The following is a 24,728-nucleotide window of genomic DNA, read 5'->3' on the forward strand; positions in this document are numbered from 1 at the left end:
GCGGTCATGCTACGAGGCTGTGACCGGATCAAGACTTGATCGTCGCGGGATCAACCAGGACGAACGGGAGAGACACATGGACGCAGTGACAGCCACGCCCGCGGAGGCGCCGATTGCGCTCGATCTGCCGGAATCGGTGCTCGACGGCGAGATGGAAGCCTATTTCCAGAAGTGCCGCGACAAGATCGGTTATGTGCCGAACGTGCTGCGCGCCTATTCTCACGACCTGGCCAAGCTGAAGGCCTTCGTGGCCATGTACAACGACCTCATGCTGGCGCCCTCCGGGCTGACCAAGCTGGAGCGGGAAATGATCGCGGTGGCGGTCTCGGCGGTGAACCGTTGCTATTACTGCCTGGTCGCCCACGGCGCCGCGGTCCGCCAGCTCTCGGGTGATCCGGTGCTCGGTGAGCAGATCGTCATGAACTATCGCGCCGCCCGGCTCGGGCCGCGCCAGCGCGCCATGCTCGATTTCGCGGTCAAGCTGACCGAGACGCCCTGGATGGTCGAGGAAGAGGATCGCGACCGGCTGCGCCACGCCGGCTTCACCACCCGCGACATCTGGGACATCGGGGCGGTCGCCGGCTTCTTCAACATGTCGAACCGGGTCGCCGCGGCGACCGACATGCGGCCGAACGCCGAATATCACGCAACCGCCCGCTGAAAGCCGGCGCGGCGGCGGGCCAGGGCGTCGTTGCCCCTTCCACGATCGGGGTGAATGGCCTAAGCCCCGCCGGAGTGCCGATGGCCGTACTGGCAATCGGCCTCCTCGGCCCTACATGGAGATGAGTACCCCATGCGTTCTCGCGGAGCTCCAGCCATGGCGATGAACACCGTCTATCGCGGGCCGGCCGACCTTCCCGACGTGATCGCGGTCTTTCCGCTGCCGGGCGCGCTGCTGCTGCCGCGCGGCCAGTTGCCGTTGAACATTTTCGAGCCGCGCTATCTCGCGATGATCGATGATGCCTTCACCGCCGGCCACCGGATCATTGGCATGGTGCAACCGATCCCGGCCGAGGAGGACGCCAAGCGCCCGACCCTGTCGGATGTCGGCTGTGCCGGCCGCGTCACCCAGATCGCCGAAACCGGCGACGGCCGCTACATGCTGAGCCTGACCGGCATCGCCCGGTTCCGGATCGACAGCGAACTGGCCGCGGTCACCGCCTATCGCCAGGCCAAGGTCGATTTCCAGCCTTATGCCGGCGACTTCGAGGCGCGGGTCGGCGAAGACGCGGTCGATCGCGACGGCCTCTTGAAGGCGCTGCAGGAATTCCTCGATGCCAACAACATGGAAGCCGACTGGGACGGCATCCGGCGCGCGCCGACCGAGGCGCTGGTCAACGCGCTCTGCATGATGTCGCCTTGGGGCGTCCGCGAGAAGCAGGCGCTGCTCGAGGCCCCCGATCTGAAAACCCGCGCTGCGCTGCTGGTCGCGGTGACCGAAGTGGCGCTTGCCAAGGACCAGTCGCCGGACGACAAGGCGCCGCTGAACTGACCAGCGCCGGCGGCGTGATGCCGGCGGCTGTGGCGATCCCATCGGAAGAGACCCATGAACGACGATATTTCCGCGGCCGGAACACCGGCAGAGACTTCGGATCAGCGCACGGCCGTGCCGCCGACGCGGCCCGGCACGGTCGACCCGCGCCTGCTCGAAGTGCTGGTCTGCCCGGTCACCAAGGCGACGCTGGAATATGACGCCGCCGCCAATGAACTGATCTCGCGCGCCGCCAGGCTCGCCTATCCGATCCGCGACGGCATCCCGATCATGCTGCCGGAAGAGGCCCGCCCGCTGGCCGACTGACCGGGCGGTCAGGCCAGGGCAACGGCTGCCTGGCTGTGACGGTCGATCAGCACCTTGCGCAGCTTTTCCAGCGCCCGGCTCTCGATCTGGCGGACCCGTTCCTTGGAGATTCCCAGCCGGTCGCCGAGGCTTTCCAGCGTTGCGCCCTCGTCGTTGAGACGGCGCTCACGCAGGATTTTCAGCTCGCGCTCGGACAAGACGTCGAGGGCTGCCCGAAGCCAGCGAACCCGCCGCTCGCCGTCGATCGCCTCACCGACCACTTCATCCGGCAGCGGCCCCTTGTCGATCAGGAAATCCATGCGTTCGGTGCCGGAACCGGCGTCGCTGTCGTGGCTCGGCGCATTGAGCGACATTTCCGGGCTGGAGAGCCGCGCATCCATCAGCGCCACATCGGCCTCGGAGACACCGACCGCCACCGCGATCTCCCGGTGAATGGCGGTTCTGGCAACCCCGATCTCCATCGTCTGCGACAAACGGGCGCGCAATCGGCGCAGGTTGAAGAACAGGGCCTTCTGGCTTGACGAGGTGCCGCCACGCACGATCGACCAGTTGCGCAGGATATAGTCCTGCAGCGCAGCGCGGATCCACCATGTCGCATAGGTCGAGAACCGAACCTCCCGCGCGGGCTCGAAGCGGGATGCTGCCTCCAGCAGCCCGACATGGCCCTCCTGGATCAGATCGGCCATCGGCAAGCCGTAGTGGCGAAAGCGCGCGGCAAGCGCGATGACCAGCCGCATATGCGCCTGCGCCAGACGATGCAGGGCCACTTCGTCCCGGGCATCCTTCCAGCGCACCGCCAGGGCGTGCTCTTCATCCCGTTCCAGAAATGGCGCAGCCATGGCGGCCTTGAGCAGCCCGCGCCGAACCCCCGACACCCGCGCCATGACGACCTCCCCCTGGTCGAAGCCCATGGCAGGTTGTCCCCGCTCTCATGTTGCTTAGGGAATTTACGTATGCGATATTGCGTAGAATCACCAGTCTGTTGAAGGGGTTACGGAAATGCTGCGACATTCTGCCGCAGATCGATCCGGCCATTGGACCATCGACGGCGGACGCCAATCGGCATAGGGGGCGGTCGTTTGACCGCACCCCTGCCACACCACCCGGCATGCGGGTCCGCACCGGGCGGTTCGAGAGATTGAGGTCAGGCGAGCCTGGGCATTCCCAGTTGGTCGGCCCATTTGATCGTGAGGACTGAGTTGAGGAGCATCCCGCTGTTGCGCCACCAGCAGCGGGAGTTTCCCGCTACCTTCTGAGCGACGTTGGGTTTGGCTCCCATCGCTATCAGCTCCCGAAGGATTGTCCTGCCCCGCTTCCAGTGCTTGAGCTGGCCCGCAAGCGATGACGCATCCACTCGTCCAGCTCGCGCCAGACCTTGGGTGTTTGCGCCAGTCGGAAGTAGGCTTTCCACCCCAGCACGAAGGAGCACAACCGCGCCGTCACCGCTGTTAACGATCGCCCGGTCACCCGGGGTGTCAGTTCACGGATCCGGGTCTTGAACGCCTTGATCGCCTTGTCGGCGACCCGCCGTTTGACCACCCGACCCGGCGCCACCCAGAAGGCGTAGCCGAGAAAGCGGCGGCCGAAGACGGAAGCCACGGCACTCTTGGTCTCGTTCACCGTCAGATGAAGCCGGCCGTAGAGTCGTCGCAGCAGAGCCATGACCCGCTCGCCCGCCCGCCTGGACCGCACATAGACGTTGCTGTCGTCGGCATAGCGGCAGAAGGCATGGCCGCGTCGTTCAAGCTCCTTGTCCACCTCGTCGAGCAGCACGTTGGGGTCGTGTCCCGATTGGTGGTGTAACTGACGGGTGGTCATCGGCGGTTGCCGGTTAGGTTTGGGTTGCGACGACCAACCCCGAACCGAGAGATCCACCGATGACCGACGAGATGATGAACCTGCGCGGGCTGCTGGAGAAGAGCCCCGACGCCGATTTGCTGCGCGAGATGATCGGCTTTGCCGCCGGGCGGCTGATGGAGCTTGAGGTCAGCGGCCTTGCCGGCGCCGGCTTCGGCGAGAAGAGCCCGGACCGCCTGGCCCAGCGCAATGGCTATCGCGAGCGGGATTGGGAGACCCGCGCCGGCACGGTCGAGCTGCGCATCCCGAGGCTACGCAAAGGCTCCTACTTTCCGGGCTTTCTGGAGCCGCGCCGGCTGGCCGAGAAGGCGCTGACCGCGGTGATCCAAGAGGCTTACATCCAGGGCATCTCGACCCGCTCGGTCGATGACCTGGTCAAGGCGATGGGCATGAGCGGCATCTCGAAGAGCCAAGTCAGCCGGCTCTGCGAGGAAATCGACCAGCGCGTCCATGCGTTCCTCGACCGGCCGATCGAGGGCGACTGGCCCTATCTGTGGATCGACGCGACCTATGTGAAGGTCCGCCAGGCCGGCCGGATTGTCTCGGTGGCGGTGATCGTGGCGGTCGGTGTAAGCGGCGACGGTCGGCGCGAGGTGCTGGGCATGGATATCGGCCCCTCCGAGGCAGAGACGTTCTGGACGGCGTTCTTGCGCAAACTGGCCAGACGCGGCCTGCGCGGCGTAAAACTCGTCGTCTCCGACAGCCACGAAGGCATCAAGGCGGCGGTCTCCAAGGTGCTCACCGCGACCTGGCAGCGCTGCCGCGTGCACTTCATGAGGAATGCGCTCGCCCATGCCGGCCGCAGCGGGCGGCGCGTTGTCTCAGCCTTCATCGCCACCGCCTTCGCCCAGAACGATGCCGCCGCCGCCAGCCAGCAATGGCGCCGGGTCGCCGACCAGCTCAGGCCAACGGTGCCGAAACTGGCGGCTCTGATGGATACCGCCGAGACCGACGTGCTGGCCTATATGACCTTCCCGACGCAACATCGGGCGAAGCTCCACAGCACCAATCCGCTGGAGCGCGTCAACGGCGAGATCAAGCGCAGGACCGAGGTGGTCGGCATCTTCCCCAACGAGGCCGCCATCGCCCGGCTCGTCGGCGCGATCCTGCTCGAACAGAACGATGAATGGGCCGTCCAGCGGGCCCGCTACATGACCCTGGAAACCATGGCCGGCCTGAGCGATGATCCTAGTGTCGGCCTGCCAGCCGTGGCAGCCTGACCAGCCCGGCCTATGCCGGCGATCGTGGGGCCTTGCGCCAGCTACACCACGCTACGGGACATGACCGCACGTTGGCCAGCAGCGGTGACAGCGGGCCACCTTGCGGCGTGCCCCTGGTCCGCTTGATGACCGCATCCCCATCAACAATGTCAGCGTTCAGGAAGGCACGGACCAGACGGATAACGCCGGGATCCGGGACCTTCCGGCGCAGACGATCGATCAGGATGTCGTGGTCCACCCGGTCGAAGAATTTCTCCAGGTCGACATCCACCACAACCCGCCGCCCGGACTGCACGAACGATTGCGCCGCCAAAACGGCATCGTGTGCGCGTCTGCCCGGGCGGAAGCCGTAGCTGTGCTCGCTGAAGGTCGGATCAAGGATCGGCTGCAGGACTTGCAGGAGCGCCTGTTGGATCAGGCGATCCAGCACCGTCGGGATGCCGAGCTCGCGCTCGCCTCCCCCCGGCTTCGGGATCATCACGCGACGCACCGGCTGCGGCTGGTACGTCCCCTTCAGCAGACTGTCGCGGATCACGGACCAGTCGGTTCGCAGCATGCTGGCCGTCTGGTCGATATCCAGACCATCCACGCCTGCCGCACCCTTGTTGGCGCGCACCTGCTTCAAGGCCCGCAGAAGGTTCTCTCGCGCCAGAACCGCTTCGAGCAGTCCCGGCCCCGTGTCGTTCCTGGTCCGGGGCGGGGGCGCGGCTTCGTCGAGACAGGAGCCCGAGCGGGCTTCACCCGTTCGCCTCTCCCGCTTCCCGGGCGTACCCGGCATCTGACGCATGGCCTTGCTCATCCTTGGGGGAACTTCACTCTCTCTCGTTCGGTCCTTCGCCGACGGTGGCCCGCCGGCTACTACGACCTCGGCTGACTTCTCGCTCCGGTTCGACACCGTCGCCCTTTCAGGCACGAGGCGAGATCTCCCCAGGTAAGAACGCAATCCTTCCCCGCACAAACGCCGGATTTACGTCATCGAGCCTTGACCACAAGGGCTTTGCGGTTCGTTGCCCGCTCGCCCTGCTCGACACCGCCTTCTATCCGGTTCTTGTCCATCGTCTCGCGGGTTACGCTCCACGCTTCCTCCCCACGGTCGGTCGCCCTTCCGCAGTTGCGCTTCGCTTCGTTCGCTGTGGCCAGCTTACGGGAGGACTTCCACCTCCAAGATTGCGCCCATGCTGGGCGCACAACGAAAAAGCCCGGCACGAGGCCGGGCTTTTGAATGATCTGGATCGTCAGGCTCAGGCGGCTTCGACTTCGGTCTCGTCCGCTTCGTCGACCAGCTCCTCGGCCTTGGCAACGCCGCGGCGCGGGCCTTTGGCAAGCTGGGCTTCGATCTGCTTGACCGCTTCGGCCTCGACAATCCGCTCGACAGCGGCGAGTTCACGCGCCATGCGGTCGAGAGCCTGTTCATAGAGCTGGCGCTCGGAATAGGACTGCTCGGGTTGAGTGTCGGAGCGGAACAGATCCCGGACGACTTCCGAAATCGCGATCAGATCGCCGGAGTTGATCTTGGCTTCATATTCCTGCGCGCGACGCGACCACATCGTCCGCTTGATCCGGGCACGGCCCTTGAGCACCTCGAGAGCCTTGGCCATGACATCCGGCTCAGCCAGCTTGCGCATGCCGACCTGCGCGATTTTCGCGGTCGGAACACGCAACGTCATCTTGTCCTTTTCGAAGGTGATGACAAACAGCTCAAGCTTGAAGCCGGCAATATCCTGCTCCTCGATGGACACGATTTGCCCGACCCCGTGGGACGGATAGACGATATATTCGTTCGTCTTGAAGCCCTGACGGGTCTGCGCGTTCTTTTTGGTGGTCATTCTGCGCCTTACTCCTCGCCGGCCTAGATCTGGCCGCTGGTGACGCCGGACCGTCGGCGAATGACCGCCGGCAGCCGGTCCACGACGCCCGACGGGCTCGTGGTGGTTCGCGCGAAAGGAACGATTTGCGAGATCTGAACGGATCCAGCCTTAGGTCCCTGACGGTAGCCGGCGACAAAAACAACCACCGCGGCACGGCGAAAACCGCTTGCGCGGGCTTCCATCGTGTCGTTTCATCGGAATTTTCCGAAAAAAGGCGCTCCACAAAGCGGGAGCGCACCGGCTGGACCGTTATGTTGACCGACTGTAACCGGACACTATCACAATTTACGCCGAAATCAAAGGCTTAAGCGAATAGGCCCGGCGAAGCGCCCCGAAACGGGCCCCGATCCGCCGGTAAATGGGTCCGGTGAGTTGGGTCAGTCACCTTGACCCGGTTCCGGCGACAACAGGGCTTCCTTGTCGGGTTTGCCGTCCCAATCCTTGGCATCGGCAGGCGACTCGCGCTTCTGCGTGATGTTCGGCCATTTCGACGCAAAGTCGGCATTGATGCCGAGCCACTTTTCCAGACCCGTCTCGGTATCCGGCTTGATCGCTTCCGCCGGGCATTCCGGTTCGCAGACGCCGCAATCGATGCACTCGTCCGGGTGGATGACGAGAAAATTCTCCCCCTCGTAGAAGCAGTCGACGGGACAAACTTCTACGCAGTCCATGTATTTGCACTTGATGCAATTCTCGGTGACCACATAGGTCATGGACAGGCTCCGGCGGGCGGCGATAGGCGAACTTGCGAATTACCAGATCGGAACGTTCGTACGCAAGTGAACTCGCGGCTCCGAAGACGGCAGTCTTGCCGTTTCGAGGCCCGAGCACGATCTTATGACGGCCGCCACCTGGGGATTTTATATGAACTACGCCAAGACCGCGATGCTTCTTGCCGCCATGACCGCGCTGTTCATGGGGCTCGGCTACCTCATTGGCGGCCGCACCGGCATGTTCGTCGCGCTGGCCGTCGCGGCCGTCATGAACTTTTGGAGCTATTGGGGATCGGATCGCGCCGTCCTCAACATGTATGGTGCGCAGGAGGTCGACCAGCACTCTGCGCCCGACCTCTATGCGATGGTCCACGGGCTGACCGAACGCGCCGGCCTGCCCATGCCGCGGGTCTTCATCATCCACGAGGACCAGCCGAACGCCTTCGCCACCGGCCGCAACCCGGAAAACGCCGCCGTCGCGGTCAATACCGGACTGCTCAACCGGCTGACGCGCGACGAGGTCGCCGGCGTCGTCGCCCACGAACTGGCGCATATCAAGAACCGCGACACCTTGACCATGACGATCACCGCGACCTTGGCTGGCGCGGTCTCGATGCTGGCCAATTTCGCGGCCTTTGCCGGCGGTTCGAACGACACGCGCAACCCGGTCGGCCTGATCGGCTCGATTGCCATGATGATCCTGGCGCCGCTCGCGGCGTCGATCGTCCAGATGGCCATTTCGCGGTCGCGCGAATATGAGGCCGACCGCATCGGCGCGGAGATTTCCGGCAATCCGATCGCACTCGCCTCGGCGCTCGCCAAGATCGCCGGAGCCCATGACGACGCCGTCAATGTCACCGCCGAGCGCAATCCGCAGACCGCCCATATGTTCATCATCAATCCGCTGAGCGGCCAGCGGATGGACAACCTGTTCTCGACCCATCCCGATACCGGCAACCGGATTGCCGCCCTCGAGGCGCTCGCCGCGCAGTGGGGCGTGGCGCATTATTCCGCGCCGGTTCCGCCGAACCAGGCGGCACCCTGGGGCAGTGCGCAGCGCCGGCCCGGCCCCTGGGGTTGAAGACGAGGCCGGCCAGCCCCCGGTCGGTTTGACCAGGAGCCGGCCGGGTCGATCTGTCGCATGATCGGCGACGCGTCAGGCGGCGCGCAGGCTTTTGACGAAATCCGCCACTTCCGATTTCAGCTCGGCCGCCTTTTCGGTCAGGTTTGACGACAGTCCCATCAGTTGTGTCGAGGCGGCCCCGGTCATTTCGGCTGCCCGGCCAACACCGTTGATATTGCCGGTCACGGCCTCGGTGCCCTGGGCCGCGCGCTGCGTGTTCGAGGCGATTTCCTGGGTCGCGGCGCCCTGCTCCTCGACCGAACCGGCGACGCTGGTCGAGATCGAACGGATCGAGGCAATGGTGCCGACGATCTTCTCGATCGAGCCGACGGTACGCGCCGTCGCCTGCTGGATCTCCATGATCTTCGCGCTGATCTCGTTGGTGGCGCGCGCCGTCTGGGCCGCGAGCTGCTTCACTTCGCTGGCCACCACCGCAAAACCCTTGCCGGCTTCCCCCGCCCGCGCCGCCTCGATCGTGGCGTTCAGCGCCAGGAGATTGGTCTGCCCGGCGATCGTATTGATCAGCTCGATCACCTGGCCGATCTTCTCCGCGGCATCCGACAGGGCGCGGATATCGCTTTCGGTGCGCGACGCTTCCTCCGCCGCGGTATTGGCGATATCGGCGGACTGGTTGACCTTGGCCGCGATCTCCTGGACCGAGGCGGCCATTTCTTCGGTCGAGACGGCAACGGTCTGGACGTTGAGCGAGGCGCGCTCGGCCGCGCCGGAGACGGCGGTGGCCTGGCGCGAGGTCTCTTCCGCCGTTGCGGCGAGGTTCCTGGCGGAATCCTCCAATTCGCTCGACGACTGCGAGAAGCCCTCCGCCAGCGCGCCGAGCTTGGCCTGGAACGAGTCGGCAATGGCATTGCGCTCGACCACCAGCCGTTCGGCCGCGCGCTTCTCGTTCGCCACCTGCTCCTGCCTGAGCCGTTCGGTCTCGGCCAGCCCGTCCCGGAACACCTCGAGCGCCCGCGCCATGTCGCCGATCTCGTTCTGCGTCGTCGCGTTGGGAATTTCGGTATCGAGATTGCCGCCGGCGACCGATTGCATCGCCCCGGTCAGCTTGCCGAGCGGACGGGTGACGCCGATCAGCACGAAGCCCGCGGCGCCGAGGCCGACGACGATGCCGAAACCCAGCAGCAACAGCGTCTGGAAGCGCGCGCTGTCATAGGTCGCGATGCTCTGGGCATATTGGGTATCGCTGCCGGTGGCGTTGAATTCGAGCGACTTGTCGGCGGCGGCCACCACCTGGTCGAACAATTGCACCGACTCGCCATAGAGTTTGGCGACTTCATCGGCCTGCCCGCGTCGGGCGGCGTCGACCACCTTGTCGGAATGTGCCTTGTAGCGGGCCCAGGTCGCCTTGATCTGCTCGAACAACTGACGTTCGGTGGCATCGGCCTGCATCGTCTCATACTGCCGGAAGGTCGCCGCGATGTCGTTGACCATCCGGTCGCGGAATTTCTCCAGTTCCGCCGCCTGCGCGCCGTCGCGCATGCCCGACAGGCGAAGTTCGGCGACGCGGACCCGCGCCACCTGATATTTGAAAACGCCCAGAGTACGCACACTCGGCAGCCAGTTCGTCGCCATCTCCTTGACGTCGCTATTGACCGCGGCAAGCTTCGACACTGCCGACCAGCCCTGGATTCCCGAGACGCCGATCATTAGCAGCAGGGTCGCGATCAACACCAGTTTCACTGGGACTTTCATTCGAGATGCATCCTTCTTGGCGCCGGGACAGCGGCGATCTCGCTTTGATTAGAGATTCATCCTAAATGCATGGTTAAATTGGAATAATGCCGCTCACTAGACTCGTTTTATATTTGTCGTCAGAAAAATAGGTAAACATACTTATATACGAATTTCATATGGCATAGCGAATCTCAACTCTAGGCAGTTTCTGGATTTCGCCTCTCGAAATTGGCTCGCCCGGTTGTTTCCGGCTCGCCCTCGCCACAATTCGGCACAGAACCTTTACCTTGGATTATCTTACAACAACGCAGTGTATCTCCTGGAAATACGCTCGCGTTCGAACGACCACCGGCGGCGGTCGGCGAGCCCGCGGGCCGGCCCCTTGCCGCAGCGGGGCTTGCCGCCTAAACGGACCGGATGAGCAAGCGTCCGTTCCGACCAGCAGCCAGGAAACCGGCCCCGCCACCTGGCCTCGCCTCCCGCAGACGTGCCTGCGAGCTGGTCGAAACGGTCACCTTGTGGCTCCGGCCGCTCGACGAGGCGCTGGACGAACCGACCGGCCTCGATGCCGCCGACCGCGCCCTTGCCCGCAAGATCGCCGCCACGGCGCTGCGCCGCCTCGGTTCGATCGACAAGATCCTGCGCGGCAGGCTCGCCAAGGGTTTGCCCGACGGCTTGCCCCGGCTCAAGACCGTGCTGCAGACCGGCGCTTGCCAGATCCTGTTTCTCGACGTGCCCGACTATGCCGCCGTCGATGTTGCGGTGCGCCTGGTCGAAGCCGACCGCAAGGCCAAGGGTTTTGTCGGCCTGACCAATGCGGTGCTGCGCGGCATTGCCCGCGACAAGGAATTGATCCTGGCCGAGCTCGACGCCCTGGACGATCTCGCGCCCTGGCTGAGGCAACGCTGGACCGCCACCTATGGCGAGGCCGCGACCCGCGCCATCGCCGAAATCCAATCGATCGAACCGCCGCTGGATCTGACCGTCAAGGCCGATCCGGAGGCCTGGGCCGCCCGGCTTGCCGGCCGGGTGACGCCGACCGGTTCGGTCCGCCTGAGCGGTGCCGGCCCGGTGACCGAGCTGGCCGGTTTTGACGATGGCGCCTGGTGGGTGCAGGACGCCGCCGCCGCCCTGCCGGCGCGCCTGCTCGGCGACGTCAGAGGCCTTGCGGTCGCCGATCTCTGTGCCGCACCCGGCGGCAAGACCGCCCAGCTCGCCGCCGCCGGTGCCGTCGTCACTGCCGTCGACCGCTCGGCCAAGCGGCTGGAACGGCTGACCCAGAACATGCAGCGGCTCGGCCTTACGGTCACCGTCCTGACCGCCGATGCGATGAATCTCACCGGCAGCTACGACGCCGTGCTGCTGGATGCGCCCTGTACGGCGACCGGCACGGTGCGCGGCCATCCCGACGTGATGCACCTGAAGACGATGGCCGATGTCGAAGGCCTCGCCCGCATGCAGGCCCGCCTGCTCGACCGGGTCGCCGATCTCTTGAAGCCGGGCGGCAAGGCGATCTATTGCACCTGCTCGCTGGAGCCGGAGGAGGGCGAGCAGCAGATTTCGGCGCTGATCGCCCGCGATCCGCGCATCGGCCTCGATCCGATCGATCCCGACGAGTTTCCGGGCCTTGGCCCTTTCATCGGCGCCGCCGGCATGCTGCGCACCTTGCCGTCGGCCTGGGCCAATGCCGATGCCTCGCTCGCCGGCCTCGACGGCTTCTTTGCCGCCCGGCTCGTCCGGCATTGACGGCCCCTCTCGCGATCCTGGGAATGATCCGTTATGGTGCGCCCGCTTCGTCCCCGAGAGGCCACGCATTGACCGCTTATCCGTCCCGCCGTACCGCTCTCGTCCTCGTCGTTTCGGGCGCCCTGGCGCTTGGCGCCTGCGGCCGTCGCGGCAATCTCGAACTGCCGGGCCCGACGCCCTCGCCGATCGGCGGCCCGACGCCGCCCAGCCTGCCGCCGCGCACCGAGACCGCCGCCGATCCGGCCAATCCGCCGCAACGCCAGCCGGGCGGCCAGGTCACCGCCCCGGCCACGCGGAATTATGATCCGAACCGGCCGGTCGGCCAGCGGCCGCTCGTGCCGTCCGGCCGCTTCATCCTCGATCCGCTCTTGTAAGCCATGCACCATTTTGCCTACCGCGCCGGCGTCATGCACGCCGAGGATGTCGCGCTCGACCGGCTCGCCGGCGAGGTGGGCACGCCGTTCTATTGTTATGCGACGGCGACGCTGGAGCGCCACTACCGGGTGTTCACCGAGGCCTTTGCCGGGCTCGACTCGCTCGTCTGTTATGCCATGAAGGCCAATTCGAACCAGGCGGTGATCAAGACCCTGGCGAGCCTCGGCGCCGGCATGGACGTGGTCTCGGGCGGCGAATTGAAGCGTGCGCTGGCCGCCGGCGTGCCGGGCCAGCGGATCATGTTCTCCGGCGTCGGCAAGACCCGCGAGGAGCATCGCGCCGCCCTCGAGGCCGGGGTCTTCTGCATCAATGTCGAAAGCGAGCCGGAGGTCATCCAGCTGTCCGAGGTCGCGACCTCGCTCGGCACCACCGCCCATATTTCGTTCCGGGTCAATCCGGATGTCGACGCCCGGACCCACGCCAAGATCTCCACCGGCAAGAGCGAGAACAAGTTCGGCATTCCGATCTCGACGGCGCGCGAGGTCTATGCCCGATCGGCCCGGCTGCCCGGCATCAAGATCGCCGGCGTCGACATGCATATCGGGTCGCAGATCACCGATCTCGCGCCGTTCGACGACGCCTTCGCGCTGCTCACCGACTTCGTCCGGACGCTGCGCGCCGACGGCCACCGCATCGATCATGTCGATGTCGGCGGCGGCCTCGGCATTCCCTACAAGGACGACAACGAGCCGCCGCCCGATCCGGCCCGTTATGCCGAGGTGGTCAAGCGCCACACCGCCACGATCGACGCCAAGGTGATCTTTGAGCCGGGCCGCCTGATCGTCGGCAATGCCGGCATCCTGGTCACCCGCGTTCTCTATGTGAAGGAGGGCGAGGGCCGCACTTTCGTGGTGGTCGACGCCGCCATGAACGACCTGATCCGCCCGACCCTTTATGAGGCCCATCACGAGATCCGGCCGATTGTCGAGCCGGTTGCCGGCGCGGCCCGCCCGAAGGTCGACGTCGTCGGGCCGGTCTGCGAGACCGGCGACTATATGGCGCTCGGCCGCAAGCTGCCCGAGGTGAAGGCCGGCGATCTCCTGGCGATCATGTCGGCGGGCGCCTATGGCGCCGTCCAGGCCGGCACCTACAACACCCGCGCCCTGTCGCCGGAAGTGCTGGTCAAGGGCGCCGATTGGGCGGTCGTCAGGCCGCGCGTCGAGGTCGATGCGATCATCGCGCTCGACCGGGTGCCCGGCTGGCTCTGATGCTGCAGTGCCAAACGGCGGATTGACCCGGCGGCCGCAAGGGCGTTGAACGGGGCTAATCTGCGTCCGTGAGGTGCCCCATGTTGCCAACCCGCCTGATTGACGGCTACGCGTCCTTTCTCGACGGCCGTTTCCCGCGCGAAACCGAGCGCTACCAGCAACTCGAAAAAGACGGCCAGCGCCCGAAGACCATGGTCATCGGCTGCTGCGACAGCCGCGTCTCGCCCGAGGTCATCTTCGACGTCGGCCCGGGCGAACTGTTCGTCGTCCGCAATGTCGCCAACCTGGTGCCGCCTTATGCGCCGGACGAGAACTATCACGGCACCTCCGCCGCCCTCGAATTCGCGGTCATGGCGCTGCGCGTTTCCGACATCGTGGTGCTCGGTCACGGCCGCTGCGGCGGCATCCGGGCTGCCGTCAGCGACGATGCCGAACCGCTGTCGCCGGGCGATTTCATCGGCAAGTGGATGGGCATGATCGCACCCGCGATCGAAGAGGCCGGCCCGCGCGGCGCCTTGTCCATGGCCGACTACCTGACCCGGCTCGAACATGCCTCGGTCGCGACATCGCTCAGGAACCTGCGCACCTTCCCCTGCGTGCGCATTCTGGAAGAACGCGGCAAGCTGAAGCTGCACGGCGCCTTTTTCGGTGTCGCCACCGGTGTGTTGAGCGTGCTCGACGAGGCGACCGGCATCTTCGCGCCGGTGCTCGACCGGCCCGGCAAGACATTCAGCTGCGATGCGGTGGCATAAGGCGAATAGCGGGTAGCGAATAGCGAGTAGCGAATGGGGAGCGGCGGTGACCGCTCCGAGCGGGGCACGTGCCAACCGCGCAACCCCATTCGCTATTCGCCATTCGCCCTCCGAAACGGCAACGGCGGGCCTGGGGCCCGCCGTTGGCAACAAGACGTCTGGATGAGCAGGCGGCATCAAGCCGCGGCTTTGGCCTTCGGCTGGATCAGCTTGCGGTTGATCAAGACTTCGGCGATCTGCACCGCGTTCAAGGCCGCGCCCTTGCGCAGATTGTCCGAGACGCACCAGAAAGCCAGACCGTTCTCGACCGTCGAATCCTCGCGGATGCGCGAAATATAGGTTGCGTCCTCGCCGGCGGCATCGAGCGGCGTGGCGTAGCCACCCGGCTCCTGCTTGTCGATCACCAGGATGCCCGGCGCCGCGCGCAGGATTTCACGCGCCTCTTCGGCCCGGATCGGCTGCTCGCACTCGATGTTGACGGCTTCCGAATGGGCAATGAACACCGGCACGCGCACGCAGGTGGCGGTCAGCTTGATCTTCGGGTCGAGAATCTTCTTGGTCTCGACCGTCATCTTCCACTCTTCCTTGGTGGACCCGTCTTCCATGAACACGTCGATATGGGGGATCACGTTGAAGGCGATGCGCTTCGGGAACTTCTTCACCTCGACCTCCTTGAGGGAGTAGAGGCCCTTGGTCTGGCGGTCGAGCTCGTCCATGCCGTCCTTGCCGGCGCCCGACACCGACTGATAGGTCGAAACCACCACCCGCTTGATGCCGAAGCGGTCATGCAGCGGCTTCAACGCGACCACCAGCTGCGCCGTCGAGCAGTTCGGATTGGCGATGATATTGCGCTTGGAAAAGCCGGTAATGGCATCGGCGTTCACTTCCGGCACGATCAGCGGCACGTCGGAATCGTAGCGGAAGGCCGAGGAATTATCGATCACCACGCAGCCCTGCTGGCCGATCTTCGGCGACCATTCCTTCGACACCGCGCCACCCGCCGACATCAGGCAGATATCGGTATCGGAAAAGTCGTAATTTTCGAGCGCCCGGACCTTCAGCGTCTTGTCGCCGAAGGAGACCTCCTGGCCCATCGACCGGCGCGAGGCGAGCGGCACGACCTCGTCGACCGGGAACCCGCGTTCGGCCAGGATGGCAAGCATTTCGCGGCCCACATTGCCCGTGGCACCAACGACGGCGACCTTGTAACCCATGATCTGAAGCCCTTGAGTTTTCAACTCTCCCCCGGGATCGAAACCTTATCTCAAGGTTTCGTGGTGCCCATCTCCCCCGTCGGGGGAGCACCCGGAAGCGAGGACTAAGCGTCAGCCTGCCGTGCCGCTTTTGGCGGCCGGCGTGGTTTTCGTGCTTTTCGTGGTTGCAGCGAAAGCCATTGACGGAGAGGGTCCTCGGCGGAAGTGCCGTGAAGGTTAGGAAGAACATCACGCGCCATAAAAAGTCAATGCGGATGACGCCTTCGGGCCTTGGCTTTTCATAAAGGGCGCCGCAGTTTCGCCGGAAAACCCGTATCATCACACGCTGCGGTTCTGTCGCCGCGCCGACGAATGCCGAATGCCCGAGTGAACCCATGGTCCAGACGCTGTCCCGCCGAAACCTCCTGAGCCTTGCCGCCGCCGCCGGCATGGCGCCGGTCCTGACCGGCGAGGCGCGTGCCGCGACCGGCCTGCAATTCGGCCCGGCCCGCGCCTTCTCCTACGAAGACCTGAAAGCCATGGCGCGCGAGCGCGCCGGCAAGCCTTATGTCGCCCCGCCCCGGCCGAACCCCGAGATCGTCGCGCGGATCGACTACGACAACCATGGCAAGCTGCGCTTCAACAAGGATTTTGCGCTGTTCGGCACTGGCCCGGGCGCCTATCCCGTGACCTTCCAGCATGTCGGCCAGTATTTTCCCAAGACCGTACGCATGCACGCCCTGGCCAATGGCCAGGCGCGCGAGATCCTCTACGACAACAGCTATTTCACCATCCAGCCGGACCATCCGGCGGCCAAGCTGCCGGCCGAACCCTCGGCTTTTGCCGGCCTCTGGCTGCAGGAAGCGCGATCGCGCGACTGGAAGAAGGACGAGCCCTGGGCGACCTGGCTCGGCGCCTCCTATTTCCGCGCCGTCGGCGAGCTCGGCCAGGTTGGCCTGTCGGCCCGCGGCATCGCCCTGTCGCCCGGCCAGGGCCCCGGACCGGAGGAGTTTCCGGACTTCGTCGCCTTCTGGGTCGAGACCGCCGAGAAGGAGACCGATCCGGTCACCCTCTATGCCCTGCTCGACGGCCCCTCGCTCACCGGCGCCTACCGGTTCCAGTGCCGGCGCACGTCGGGTGTCATCATGGATATCGAAGCGACGCTCAATTTCCGCGCCCGCGTCACCCAGCTCGGCGTCGCCCCCCTGACCTCGATGTACTGGTATTCCGAGACGACCACGTCGCGCACCACCGACTGGCGGCCGGAAGTGCATGACAGCGACGGTCTGGCCATCTGGACCGGCGCCGGCGAGCGCATCTGGCGGCCGCTCAACAATCCGCCGCGCACCATGACCTCGAGCTTCGTCGACCATGGTCCGCGCGGTTTCGGCCTGCTGCAGCGCGATCGCGAATTCCTGCATTACCTCGACGGCGTCAAATATGAGAAGCGGCCCTCGGCCTGGGTCGAGCCGCTGGGCGACTGGGGCCGCGGCGCGGTTCAGATCGTCGAATTGCCGACCGATGACGAGATTCACGACAATATCGTCGCCATGTGGGTGCCGGAGGAGGCTTCCGCAGCCGGCTCGTCACGCGAATACCGCTACCGGCTGCACTGGCTCGCCGACGAACCGACGCCGACCCCGCTGGCCCGCGTTGTCGCGACCCGGCTCGGCCGCGGCGGCCAGCCCGGCCAGCCGCGGCCTCCGGGCGTCCGCAAGTTCCTGATCGAGTTCAAGGGCGGCCCGCTCGCCAACCTGCCGAAAGGCGTCATTCCAGAACCGGTCCTGTCGGCCTCGCGCGGCAGCTTCGGCGACTACAAATATACCGAGGCCGTGCCGAATGACGTGCCCGGCCATTGGCGCACCCAGTTCGACCTCAAGGTCGAAGGCAGCGACCCCGTGGAAATGCGCTGCTACCTGAAGGTCGGCGATCAGGTCGCGTCCGAAACCTGGCTCTACCAGTACCACCCGCAGGCCTGAGGCCGGCACGCGCGTCAAGACATCGTCAAGACCGGCATGGGATAGCAGCGGCTATCCCGGCGCGGGCGGACGCCTTATCGTTCGCCATGCGCCCAGCCTTGCGCCTTGAAAGGACAGTTCGATGAAGACACGTGCCGCCGTCGCCTGGGAAGCCGGCAAGCCCCTGACCATCGAAACCATCGACATCCAGGGGCCGAAGCCGGGCGAGGTGCTGGTCGAGGTGATGGCGACCGGTGTCTGCCACACCGATGCCTATACCCTGTCCGGCCTTGATTCCGAGGGCAAGTTCCCGGCGATCCTCGGCCATGAAGGCGCCGGCATCGTGCGCGAGATCGGCGCCGGCGTGACCACGCTGAAGGTCGGCGACCATGTCATCCCGCTCTACACGCCGGAATGCCGGCAGTGCAAAACCTGCCTGTCGCAGCGCTCCAATCTGTGCACCTCGATCCGCGCCACCCAGGGCCAGGGCCTGATGCCGGACAATACCAGCCGGTTCTCCTGCGACGGCGGCGAGGTGTTCCACTACATGGGCTGCTCGACCTTCGCCAATTTCACCGTGTTGCCCGAGATCGCGCTCGCCAAGGTGCGCGAGGACGCCCCCTTCGACAAGATCTGCTACATCGGCTGCGGCGTCACCACCGGCATCGGCGCGGTCATCTATACCGCCAAGGTCTGGCCGGGCGCCAATGTGGTGGTGTTCGGGCTCGGTGGCATTGGCCTCAATGTCATCCAGGGCGCCCGCATGGTCGGCGCCGACAAGATCATTGGCGTCGACCTCAACCCGGGCAAGCGCGCCATGGCCGAAAAGTTCGGCATGACCCATTTCGTCAATCCCGACGAGGTCGGCCGCGACAAGGTGGTCCAGGCGATCGTCGACCTGACCGGCGGCGGTGCCGACTTCTCGTTCGAATGCATCGGCAGCGTGCATACCATGCGCCAGGCGCTGGAATGCTGCCATCGCGGCTGGGGCGAGAGCATCATCATCGGCGTCGCGCCATCGGGCACCGAGATTTCCACCCGGCCGTTCCAACTGGTCACCGGGCGGGTCTGGAAAGGCTCGGCCTTCGGTGGCGCCCGCGGCCGCACCGACGTGCCCAAGATCGTCGACTGGTACATGGAGGGCAAGATCGACATCGACAGCCTGATCACCCACACCATGCCGCTCGACGAGATCAACACCGCCTTCGACCTGATGCACGAGGGTAAATCGATCCGTTCCGTCATCGTTTATTGAGGCGGAGGCGCGGCCACGGGCGTCGTCAGCGCGGCTCCTGCCCGGCTCGGCCGAGCAGCCGCTCGACGGTGGCGACCGCTTCGACCAGTTCGGCCTGATCGGTTTCCGGCAGTCCGCTCAGCAGCGCCGCGATCTGGTCGTGCGAGCGGGCGTCCAGGGGTGCGAAGGCCCGTCGCCCGGCGTTGGTGAGCGACAGGAGATTGCGCCGTCCGTCCTCCGGCGACACCTGCCTGGCGATGAGGCCGGTCTCCTCGAACCGGCTGAGAATCCGGCTGAGATAACCGGCATCGAGCCCGAGGTCGCGCCTGAGCAAGGTCGCGGTCAGGCCGTCGCGATAGGCGAGCTCCCACAGGATCCGGACTTCGGTCATCGAAAACGAGCTTGCCAGCAGCCCTTCTTCCAAAAGCCCGATCTGGCGTGTGTAGAAGCGCGTGAACCGGCGGATGGCGGCGATGCGCTGTTCGAGGGCATCGGTGGTTGGCCGGCGAACCATGGGTGGAATCCTAACAGAAGGCGCGGCCGATACACCGCCCGGCAACTTCGGCCAATACATCGGCCGGCGGCCGTGGATCATCGCATGCGAAACGGGAGGCGAGACATGATCGCACGGATCTGGCGCGGCTTTGCCGCGTCGCCTGAAGCCGCCGATGCCTACCAGGCCTTCCTGCGCGACAGTTTCCTGCCCGCGGCGGCGCGGCTCGCCGGCTTTGCCGGGGTTCATGTGCTCCGGCGAACCCTGCCGGGCGGCGAAATCGAGTTCACCACGATCACCCGGTTTGCCTCGCTCGACGCCGTCAGGGCCTTCGCCGGCGACGATTATGAAATTGCCAATGTCGCGCCCCGCGCCCGCGCGCTGCTGGCGCATTTCCAGACGAGCTGCAGCCATCACGACGTCGTCCTCACCGAAACCGACCTCGCCTGACACTGGAACGGCTAGACCGTCAGGGCGCACAGGCCGCCATCGACGAGCAGGTTCTGACCGGTGATGAAGCCTGAGCGGGCGCCGCACAGAAAGGCGCAGGCCTCGCCGAACTCGCGCGGATCGCCGGCGCGCCCGGCTGGAACCCGGGCGATCAGCCGCTCCGCCATCGCGCCGAGATCCTTGATCCGCTCGGTCAGGATAGTACCGGGCAGGAGGTTGTTGATGGTCACGTTGCGCACCGCGACCTGGCGGCAGACGCTCGCGGCATAACCGGTCAGGGCGAGCCTGGCAGCGGTCGACAGATCCAGCCGCTCGACGGGCACACGCACCGTCATCGAGGTGATATTGACGATCCGTCCGAAGCCGCGGCCGGCCATGCCGTCGACGGTCATCCGGATCAGCTCGGCCGCGGCCAGGAAATTGGCATCCAGCGCGCGCGACCAATCCTCCAGCGTCAGCGCGCGAAAATCCTTGGCCGGCGGCCCGCCGCCATTGGTCACCAGAATGTCCGGCTCCGGACAGGCCGCCAGCGCGCCAAGGCGACCATCCACCGTCGCCAGATCGGCGGCGACAATCGCCGGCCGTTCGCCTGTCGCCGCTTCGATCCGGGCGGCAGCCTCCAAGAGGCGCGGCGTGTCGCGCGCGGCCAGAACGACATGAACGCCTTCGCCGGCAAGCGCCTCGGCGCAGGCAAAACCAAGGCCTCGCGATGCACCGCAGACGAGCGCGCGACGGCCGGCTATCCCGAGGTCCATGATGATCTCCGTCCCGGTGGATCAGGTTGCGTCGCGGCAACGTGCCGGCCGGTCATGCCGGTTGCGCGCCGTCATAGCCTTCGAAGATGACGAGATCGGCCTCGGAAGCCACGGTCCGAAGCTGCAGAACCGCCTGATATTCGGGCGAATGCCAACAGGCCAGCGCCGCTTCATAGGACGGGAACTCGATCACCACATTGCGCTCGCGGGTCGTGCCCTCGACCACCTGGAAGCGCCCGGCGCGCACCAGGAACCGGCCGCCAAATTTGGCGAAGGCAGGCCCGTTGGCCGCGACATATTTCTGGTAGGCGACCTTGTCGTGGATATCGACACGCGCGACCCAATAACCCCTCGCCATCGCGTCCTCCCTTGGCAGCTCGTCACCCTAGCAGACGTCGGCTCGCCCGACCGCGTATTGGCGAATGCTGACGCGCCAAAGCCGCGCGAGGCGACCGCGACGCCGCCTTCAACAACGACCAATAGCACTCCCGCGACGCTCCTTACCGTCCATCGAGCGAGCCGACGGCTCATCGACCAAGGGAGCAGCCATGCTGACCGAAACACAGAAGCAGATCCGGGATGTCGCGCGGCAATTCGCCCAGAAAGAGCTCGCGCCGGGCGCCGCCGAACGCGACCGCGCGGTGGTGTTCCCGGAGGCGGCGCTGAAGGCCATGGGCCGGCTCGGCCTGATGGGCATCATGATCGATGAGGCCCATGGCGGCGCCGGCGCCGATTACGTCGCTTTCGCCCAGGCCGTGACCGAGATCGCGGCAGCCGACGGCGCCTGCTCGACCGTCATGCAGGTCCATAACGGTCTCGTCTGCATGGGGATCGCGCGCTACGCCTCGACCGCCCAGAAGGAGCGTTTCCTTGTGCCATTGGCGCGTGGCGAAGCCCTCGGCTGCTTCTGCCTCACCGAGCCGGAGGCGGGCTCGGATGCCGCCGCGATCCGCACTACGGCGCGCCGGCGCGGCAATCATTTCGTGCTCAACGGTGCGAAGCAGTTCATCACCTCGGGCAGCAGCTCCGACACCGCCATCGTCTTCGCGGTCACCGATCCGGCGGCCGGCAAGAAGGGCCTCACCGCCTTCATCGTGCCGACCACCACGCCCGGCTATCAGGTCGCCCGGATCGAACACACCATGGGCCAGCGATCGACCGACCATTGCCACATCGTCTTCGAGGATTGTGAGGTCCCCGCCGATCACATGCTGGGCGAGGAAGGCGAAGGCTTGCGCATCGCCTTGTCCAATCTCGAAGGTGGCCGCATCGGTGTCGCCGCCCAATCGCTCGGCATGGCGCGCGCGGCCTATGAAGCGGCCCTTCGATACGCCAGGGAACGCCGGACCTTCGGCAAGCCGATCATCGAGCATCAGGCGGTCGCGTTCCGGCTCGCCGACATGGCGACCGCGCTCGATGCGGCCGAACTGATGACCTGGCGTGCCGCCACCCTGCGCGACGCCGGCGCCCCCTGCCTGAAGGAAGCGTCGATGGCCAAGCTGTTCGCCAGCGAGGCGGCGGAACGGATCTGCAACGATGCCATCCAGACGCTCGGCGGCTACGGCTATCTCGAGGATTTTCCGGTCGAACGGATCTATCGCGACGTGCGCGTCTGCACGATCTACGAGGGCACGTCGGATATCCAGCGCCTGGTGATCAGCCGCCAGATCGCCGGGTGATCGCGCGACCTTGCCGTCAGGTGCCGGGCGCGAGGCCAACCAGGCCGATCTTGACCCGCCGGTTGTGCCGGCCCTTGTTGTCGATCTTCAACACCTTGATCGGCCGCGAGTGCCCGGTCGAGACGAGATGGGTGCCGCCGCAGGCCTGGCGGTCGAGACCGGCAATCTCGACGATCCGGATCTTGCCGTCGGCGGTTGGCGGCGGCGCCGCCGAGCGGGTGCGGATCAGGCCGTGTTCGTCGAGGGCGGCATCCAGCGGCATATAGCTGTCGGTGACCGCCAGATCCTGCCGGATCGCTGCGTTGATCGGGGCGTCGAGCTCGCGCAGCCGTTCGTTGTCGGCATCCGGCAAGTCGAAATCCATCCGCGCCGTGCCGTCGTCGTTCATCTGCACGCCGGTCACCAAGGCGCCGTCGAACATCTGGTAGACCAGGGCATTGAGCAGATGGGTATCGGTGTGCAACTCGCGCATCATCTGGCGGAACACCGGATCGACAATGGCGTCGACCCGTCCGGCAAGCACGACCGGTTCGGCCAGCAGAACCCACTGGCGCCCGGCCCATGATTCAAATCCCTGGATCTGGATCTCGCCGTCCGCCCAGCGGATCGTGCCCCGATCGGCCAATTGGCCGCCGCCACCTGGAAAGAACGGCGACTGCGCCAGGGCGATCCGCCCGGGCTGCGCCTCGATGATCTCGGTTTCGAGCGACAAGGTCTCGGGATGGTCGTGATAGAAGGAGCGCGACATGGTCTGTGGTGGTCCTGATGATCAGGCCCGCAGCTTGCTGATCGACGCGGCCTTGTATTGGCGAGAATTGCCCGAGCGACCTCTTATGCGGCCGCCTTGGCGAATTGCAGCGGCGTGATGCCGTAACAGCGCTTGAAATGCTTGGTCAGCGCGCTCTGGTCGTAGAACCCGGCGGCCAGCGCCGCCTCGGCGATCGGGTGATGGCGCTTCAAGAGCCGGCAGGCGGTGTTCAGCCGCAGCTGCGTCAGATAGGCATAAGGAGTAATGCCGATGACGCGGTTGAACAGGCCGATCAGCTGGAACTCGGTCAGTCCGAACTCCCGGCCGAGCCCATCGAGCGTCAAAGCCTCGGCCTGACGTTCGGCCATGATCTTGCGCAACCGTTCGAACAGCGCCCGGTCGCCCGGCGGCGCGGCTGGCCGCTCGCCGCCATCGCCGTGGCGGTCGAACAGCATGCCGAAGGCGGCCAGCAGGGCCTCGCGTTCGGCCAATGTATCATCGGCCGATTGCAGGCGGCGATGCAGTTGCAGAAAGCCGGCGACAAGATCGGCGTCGGTGAAATCATTGCGCAGAAAATAGGGAATGCGGTCGATGCCGAGGCCCTCGGCGACCGCCCGGATCGCCGGCTGCGGCAGATAGAAGCCGCGATAACGCCAGCTATGGCTGGCGCCCATCCAGCCGGAATGCGGTTCGCCGGGATTGAATGCGAAGAGCCGTGATGCGTGCGCCTGGCCGACCTGGCCCCGGCTCTTGATTTCGGCACCGCCGGTTTCGGTTACGGCGACGACGAAGGCTTCGTGGACATGCGGCGCATAGGAGTGGGTCGTGAAGTCCGCGCACATCAGGCTCAGGCCCGGGATATTCCGGTCGTTCCAGTAGACTGTCCGGTTGTTGGGATCGTGACGCGCCATGGTCGATCCGACGTCTGTGGAGCTCCCGAGGTCCTGCTCCCGGGAGCGCCGGCACGATGCCGCCGGATATTTGCTTCTGTCAACTAAATCATCCGGGACAGGCCATCGGCTCCGCACGCTTGAAGGCGGAGCCGCCCTCGCGGCCGCTTCACCCCGCCATGCGTACCGCTGCGGCCTTGGTCTTCAGACGGATGAGAACGTCGTCGGCGCTCGGCCGCGGCTTCGCGCCGAAACCGGCGGCGGCGAGCACGCCGGCGATATTGGTCGACAAGGCGGCGTTGTTGAGCGCATCGCGGGCACTTGCCGCGGCCTCGCTTTCAGCCTGCCTGGCATGCAGCCTGGCCAAGGTCGCCTCGGCTTCGGCGAGCGCATTGTCGGTCGCCGGCCCGGCCGGTCCGTTGCGCAGGTGACGCACGGTCTCGGTGGCGCGGGCGATGCGCCGGTCGCGTTCCCAGTCGGCAAGCCGGCCTTCGGCAGCCGCGACATCGCGCTTCAATCTGCCGATCTCCATGGCAAAGGCCTTGTGCGCCTCGCATCCGGACATCCTGACGGCTTCGAGCGCCGCAATGGTCGCGGCCACCTGGCTCGCCAGCGCGGCGCGGCCGCTCTGGAGCGCGGCGGTGGCGCGAATTTCCAGGCCAGCGATGCGCCGCTCGATCGTCACGATGCGCTTGGCCTGGGCTTGGTCGGAGGCGATCGCCGCGGCCAGGGCGCGCTGCGCCAGATCGAGGCTGATCGCGGCGTCACGCTTCTGCTGGTCGAGAAGGCTCAGGGCGCGCCGGGCCGCCAGCGCCTTGCTGGCTTTCTGGCCGCGGATCAGGGTCATCATTGCCTTGAACATTTGACTCTCCCTCGGTATGAACGTTGTTCACGAGCTTGGTGTAGCAGTGCCATG

At 65.9% G+C, this 24,728-nt stretch carries 26 protein-coding genes; 13 read left to right on the top strand and 13 right to left on the bottom strand.

What is annotated here, in order from left to right; all coding sequences use genetic code 11:
* Positions 1–76 precede the first annotated feature (76 nt).
* The 3 genes from E8M01_RS10785 to E8M01_RS10795 all read left to right on the top strand — a co-directional run bounded on the left by E8M01_RS10785 (position 77) and on the right by E8M01_RS10795 (position 1,798).
* Complete coding sequence (locus tag E8M01_RS10785) at positions 77–661, top strand: peroxidase-related enzyme (RefSeq protein WP_136960118.1); 585 nt, start codon at positions 77–79, stop codon at positions 659–661.
* Positions 662–817: 156 nt separating this feature from the next.
* Positions 818–1,492 carry an LON peptidase substrate-binding domain-containing protein gene (locus tag E8M01_RS10790; RefSeq protein ID WP_136960119.1) on the top strand — a complete coding sequence of 225 codons (675 nt, stop codon included), beginning with the start codon at positions 818–820 and terminating at the stop codon, positions 1,490–1,492.
* A gap of 54 nt (positions 1,493–1,546) precedes the next feature.
* Positions 1,547–1,798 carry a Trm112 family protein gene (locus tag E8M01_RS10795; RefSeq protein WP_136960120.1) on the top strand — a complete coding sequence of 84 codons (252 nt, stop codon included), beginning with the start codon at positions 1,547–1,549 and terminating at the stop codon, positions 1,796–1,798.
* Between the two features lie 8 nt (positions 1,799–1,806).
* Here the strand turns inward: E8M01_RS10795 and E8M01_RS10800 are convergent, their stop codons facing one another.
* On the bottom strand, positions 1,807–2,682 hold the full coding sequence (locus E8M01_RS10800) for an RNA polymerase factor sigma-32 (RefSeq protein WP_136964561.1): 876 nt from the start codon (positions 2,680–2,682) through the stop codon (positions 1,807–1,809).
* A gap of 400 nt (positions 2,683–3,082) precedes the next feature.
* Positions 3,083–3,616 carry a group II intron maturase-specific domain-containing protein gene (locus E8M01_RS10805; RefSeq protein WP_246088677.1) on the bottom strand — a complete coding sequence of 178 codons (534 nt, stop codon included), beginning with the start codon at positions 3,614–3,616 and terminating at the stop codon, positions 3,083–3,085.
* A 59-nt stretch (positions 3,617–3,675) separates the two neighbouring features.
* Between E8M01_RS10805 and E8M01_RS10810 the strand changes: the two genes are divergently transcribed.
* Positions 3,676–4,875 (top strand): IS256 family transposase, encoded by a 1,200-nt coding sequence (locus tag E8M01_RS10810; protein ID WP_136958310.1) that lies wholly within the window; start codon positions 3,676–3,678, stop codon positions 4,873–4,875.
* Positions 4,876–4,885: 10 nt separating this feature from the next.
* Here E8M01_RS10810 and E8M01_RS10815 read toward each other — a convergent pair whose 3' ends face one another.
* The 3 genes from E8M01_RS10815 to fdxA form a co-directional block, all read right to left on the bottom strand.
* Entirely contained in the window at positions 4,886–5,662 is a 777-nt protein-coding gene (locus tag E8M01_RS10815) for a reverse transcriptase domain-containing protein (RefSeq protein WP_246088678.1), read from the bottom strand.
* Positions 5,663–6,116: 454 nt separating this feature from the next.
* Positions 6,117–6,845, bottom strand: a complete 729-nt coding sequence (locus tag E8M01_RS10825; protein WP_425467734.1) for a CarD family transcriptional regulator — start codon at positions 6,843–6,845, stop codon at positions 6,117–6,119.
* A 275-nt stretch (positions 6,846–7,120) separates the two neighbouring features.
* Positions 7,121–7,456, bottom strand: a complete 336-nt coding sequence (gene fdxA, locus E8M01_RS10830; protein ID WP_136960123.1) for a ferredoxin FdxA — start codon at positions 7,454–7,456, stop codon at positions 7,121–7,123.
* Between the two features lie 151 nt (positions 7,457–7,607).
* Between fdxA and htpX the strand changes: the two genes are divergently transcribed.
* The gene (gene htpX / locus E8M01_RS10835) at positions 7,608–8,537 is read left to right on the top strand and encodes a zinc metalloprotease HtpX (protein WP_136960124.1); all 930 of its coding nucleotides are present in this window, start codon (positions 7,608–7,610) and stop codon (positions 8,535–8,537) included.
* Positions 8,538–8,612: 75 nt separating this feature from the next.
* On the opposite strand, the gene E8M01_RS10840 is transcribed toward htpX, so the two are convergent.
* Positions 8,613–10,289, bottom strand: a complete 1,677-nt coding sequence (locus E8M01_RS10840) for a methyl-accepting chemotaxis protein (protein WP_136960125.1) — start codon at positions 10,287–10,289, stop codon at positions 8,613–8,615.
* A gap of 399 nt (positions 10,290–10,688) precedes the next feature.
* On the opposite strand from E8M01_RS10840, the gene E8M01_RS10845 reads away from it, so the two are divergent.
* From E8M01_RS10845 to E8M01_RS10860, 4 genes are all read left to right on the top strand, one after another.
* On the top strand, positions 10,689–12,017 hold the full coding sequence (locus E8M01_RS10845; RefSeq protein ID WP_136960126.1) for an RsmB/NOP family class I SAM-dependent RNA methyltransferase: 1,329 nt from the start codon (positions 10,689–10,691) through the stop codon (positions 12,015–12,017).
* A 68-nt stretch (positions 12,018–12,085) separates the two neighbouring features.
* Positions 12,086–12,391 carry an LPS translocon maturation chaperone LptM gene (lptM, locus tag E8M01_RS10850; protein ID WP_136960127.1) on the top strand — a complete coding sequence of 102 codons (306 nt, stop codon included), beginning with the start codon at positions 12,086–12,088 and terminating at the stop codon, positions 12,389–12,391.
* A 3-nt stretch (positions 12,392–12,394) separates the two neighbouring features.
* The gene (gene lysA / locus E8M01_RS10855) at positions 12,395–13,660 is read left to right on the top strand and encodes a diaminopimelate decarboxylase (protein WP_136960128.1); all 1,266 of its coding nucleotides are present in this window, start codon (positions 12,395–12,397) and stop codon (positions 13,658–13,660) included.
* An 80-nt stretch (positions 13,661–13,740) separates the two neighbouring features.
* Positions 13,741–14,412, top strand: a complete 672-nt coding sequence (locus E8M01_RS10860) for a carbonic anhydrase (RefSeq protein WP_136960129.1) — start codon at positions 13,741–13,743, stop codon at positions 14,410–14,412.
* 176 nt (positions 14,413–14,588) lie between these two features.
* Here the strand turns inward: E8M01_RS10860 and E8M01_RS10865 are convergent, their stop codons facing one another.
* Positions 14,589–15,626, bottom strand: a complete 1,038-nt coding sequence (locus E8M01_RS10865; protein ID WP_136960130.1) for an aspartate-semialdehyde dehydrogenase — start codon at positions 15,624–15,626, stop codon at positions 14,589–14,591.
* A gap of 374 nt (positions 15,627–16,000) precedes the next feature.
* Here E8M01_RS10865 and E8M01_RS10870 point away from each other — a divergent pair, with 374 nt between their 5' ends.
* Positions 16,001–17,584, top strand: a complete 1,584-nt coding sequence (locus E8M01_RS10870) for an OpgD/OpgG family glucan biosynthesis protein (protein WP_136960131.1) — start codon at positions 16,001–16,003, stop codon at positions 17,582–17,584.
* 121 nt (positions 17,585–17,705) lie between these two features.
* Complete coding sequence (locus tag E8M01_RS10875) at positions 17,706–18,818, top strand: S-(hydroxymethyl)glutathione dehydrogenase/class III alcohol dehydrogenase (RefSeq protein WP_136960132.1); 1,113 nt, start codon at positions 17,706–17,708, stop codon at positions 18,816–18,818.
* Between the two features lie 25 nt (positions 18,819–18,843).
* Here the strand turns inward: E8M01_RS10875 and E8M01_RS10880 are convergent, their stop codons facing one another.
* Positions 18,844–19,311 (bottom strand): MarR family winged helix-turn-helix transcriptional regulator, encoded by a 468-nt coding sequence (locus E8M01_RS10880; protein ID WP_136960133.1) that lies wholly within the window; start codon positions 19,309–19,311, stop codon positions 18,844–18,846.
* A 105-nt stretch (positions 19,312–19,416) separates the two neighbouring features.
* Between E8M01_RS10880 and E8M01_RS10885 the strand changes: the two genes are divergently transcribed.
* A complete protein-coding gene (locus tag E8M01_RS10885; RefSeq protein WP_136960134.1) occupies positions 19,417–19,740 on the top strand; it encodes a putative antibiotic biosynthesis monooxygenase in 324 nt (107 codons plus the stop codon).
* Between the two features lie 11 nt (positions 19,741–19,751).
* On the opposite strand, the gene E8M01_RS10890 is transcribed toward E8M01_RS10885, so the two are convergent.
* Together E8M01_RS10890 and E8M01_RS10895 are read right to left on the bottom strand one after the other, a co-directional pair.
* Positions 19,752–20,495 carry an SDR family oxidoreductase gene (locus tag E8M01_RS10890; protein WP_136960135.1) on the bottom strand — a complete coding sequence of 248 codons (744 nt, stop codon included), beginning with the start codon at positions 20,493–20,495 and terminating at the stop codon, positions 19,752–19,754.
* Positions 20,496–20,547: 52 nt separating this feature from the next.
* Positions 20,548–20,853, bottom strand: coding sequence for a DUF1330 domain-containing protein (locus E8M01_RS10895; protein ID WP_136960136.1), 306 nt, complete (start codon positions 20,851–20,853; stop codon positions 20,548–20,550).
* Positions 20,854–21,043: 190 nt separating this feature from the next.
* On the opposite strand from E8M01_RS10895, the gene E8M01_RS10900 reads away from it, so the two are divergent.
* Entirely contained in the window at positions 21,044–22,174 is a 1,131-nt protein-coding gene (locus tag E8M01_RS10900; protein ID WP_136960137.1) for an acyl-CoA dehydrogenase family protein, read from the top strand.
* Positions 22,175–22,190: 16 nt separating this feature from the next.
* Here E8M01_RS10900 and E8M01_RS10905 read toward each other — a convergent pair whose 3' ends face one another.
* The 3 genes from E8M01_RS10905 to E8M01_RS10915 form a co-directional block, all read right to left on the bottom strand.
* Positions 22,191–22,922 carry an alanyl-tRNA editing protein gene (locus tag E8M01_RS10905; protein WP_136960138.1) on the bottom strand — a complete coding sequence of 244 codons (732 nt, stop codon included), beginning with the start codon at positions 22,920–22,922 and terminating at the stop codon, positions 22,191–22,193.
* A gap of 83 nt (positions 22,923–23,005) precedes the next feature.
* The gene (locus tag E8M01_RS10910) at positions 23,006–23,833 is read right to left on the bottom strand and encodes a helix-turn-helix transcriptional regulator (RefSeq protein WP_215908875.1); all 828 of its coding nucleotides are present in this window, start codon (positions 23,831–23,833) and stop codon (positions 23,006–23,008) included.
* A 148-nt stretch (positions 23,834–23,981) separates the two neighbouring features.
* Positions 23,982–24,674 (bottom strand): PspA/IM30 family protein, encoded by a 693-nt coding sequence (locus E8M01_RS10915; RefSeq protein ID WP_136960139.1) that lies wholly within the window; start codon positions 24,672–24,674, stop codon positions 23,982–23,984.
* Positions 24,675–24,728: the final 54 nt, after the last annotated feature.

Source organism: Phreatobacter stygius, from assembly GCF_005144885.1.
In the GTDB taxonomy this organism is placed as follows: domain Bacteria; phylum Pseudomonadota; class Alphaproteobacteria; order Rhizobiales; family Phreatobacteraceae; genus Phreatobacter; species Phreatobacter stygius.

Coding starts and splice junctions, on each gene's coding strand:
- E8M01_RS10905 (WP_136960138.1), bottom strand. CDS start 22,922: ATGTCGCGCTCCTTCTATCACGACCATCCCGAGACCTTGTCGCTCGAA.
- E8M01_RS10865 (WP_136960130.1), bottom strand. CDS start 15,626: ATGGGTTACAAGGTCGCCGTCGTTGGTGCCACGGGCAATGTGGGCCGC.
- E8M01_RS10845 (WP_136960126.1), top strand. CDS start 10,689: ATGAGCAAGCGTCCGTTCCGACCAGCAGCCAGGAAACCGGCCCCGCCA.
- E8M01_RS10875 (WP_136960132.1), top strand. CDS start 17,706: ATGAAGACACGTGCCGCCGTCGCCTGGGAAGCCGGCAAGCCCCTGACC.
- E8M01_RS10890 (WP_136960135.1), bottom strand. CDS start 20,495: ATGGACCTCGGGATAGCCGGCCGTCGCGCGCTCGTCTGCGGTGCATCG.
- E8M01_RS10885 (WP_136960134.1), top strand. CDS start 19,417: ATGATCGCACGGATCTGGCGCGGCTTTGCCGCGTCGCCTGAAGCCGCC.
- htpX (WP_136960124.1), top strand. CDS start 7,608: ATGAACTACGCCAAGACCGCGATGCTTCTTGCCGCCATGACCGCGCTG.
- E8M01_RS10785 (WP_136960118.1), top strand. CDS start 77: ATGGACGCAGTGACAGCCACGCCCGCGGAGGCGCCGATTGCGCTCGAT.
- E8M01_RS10895 (WP_136960136.1), bottom strand. CDS start 20,853: ATGGCGAGGGGTTATTGGGTCGCGCGTGTCGATATCCACGACAAGGTC.
- E8M01_RS10795 (WP_136960120.1), top strand. CDS start 1,547: ATGAACGACGATATTTCCGCGGCCGGAACACCGGCAGAGACTTCGGAT.
- E8M01_RS10815 (WP_246088678.1), bottom strand. CDS start 5,662: ATGCGTCAGATGCCGGGTACGCCCGGGAAGCGGGAGAGGCGAACGGGT.
- E8M01_RS10870 (WP_136960131.1), top strand. CDS start 16,001: ATGGTCCAGACGCTGTCCCGCCGAAACCTCCTGAGCCTTGCCGCCGCC.
- E8M01_RS10800 (WP_136964561.1), bottom strand. CDS start 2,682: ATGGCGCGGGTGTCGGGGGTTCGGCGCGGGCTGCTCAAGGCCGCCATG.
- E8M01_RS10860 (WP_136960129.1), top strand. CDS start 13,741: ATGTTGCCAACCCGCCTGATTGACGGCTACGCGTCCTTTCTCGACGGC.
- E8M01_RS10915 (WP_136960139.1), bottom strand. CDS start 24,674: ATGTTCAAGGCAATGATGACCCTGATCCGCGGCCAGAAAGCCAGCAAG.
- E8M01_RS10900 (WP_136960137.1), top strand. CDS start 21,044: ATGCTGACCGAAACACAGAAGCAGATCCGGGATGTCGCGCGGCAATTC.
- E8M01_RS10910 (WP_215908875.1), bottom strand. CDS start 23,833: ATGGCGCGTCACGATCCCAACAACCGGACAGTCTACTGGAACGACCGG.
- E8M01_RS10810 (WP_136958310.1), top strand. CDS start 3,676: ATGACCGACGAGATGATGAACCTGCGCGGGCTGCTGGAGAAGAGCCCC.
- lysA (WP_136960128.1), top strand. CDS start 12,395: ATGCACCATTTTGCCTACCGCGCCGGCGTCATGCACGCCGAGGATGTC.
- fdxA (WP_136960123.1), bottom strand. CDS start 7,456: ATGACCTATGTGGTCACCGAGAATTGCATCAAGTGCAAATACATGGAC.
- E8M01_RS10840 (WP_136960125.1), bottom strand. CDS start 10,289: ATGAAAGTCCCAGTGAAACTGGTGTTGATCGCGACCCTGCTGCTAATG.
- E8M01_RS10880 (WP_136960133.1), bottom strand. CDS start 19,311: ATGGTTCGCCGGCCAACCACCGATGCCCTCGAACAGCGCATCGCCGCC.
- E8M01_RS10805 (WP_246088677.1), bottom strand. CDS start 3,616: ATGACCACCCGTCAGTTACACCACCAATCGGGACACGACCCCAACGTG.
- E8M01_RS10790 (WP_136960119.1), top strand. CDS start 818: ATGGCGATGAACACCGTCTATCGCGGGCCGGCCGACCTTCCCGACGTG.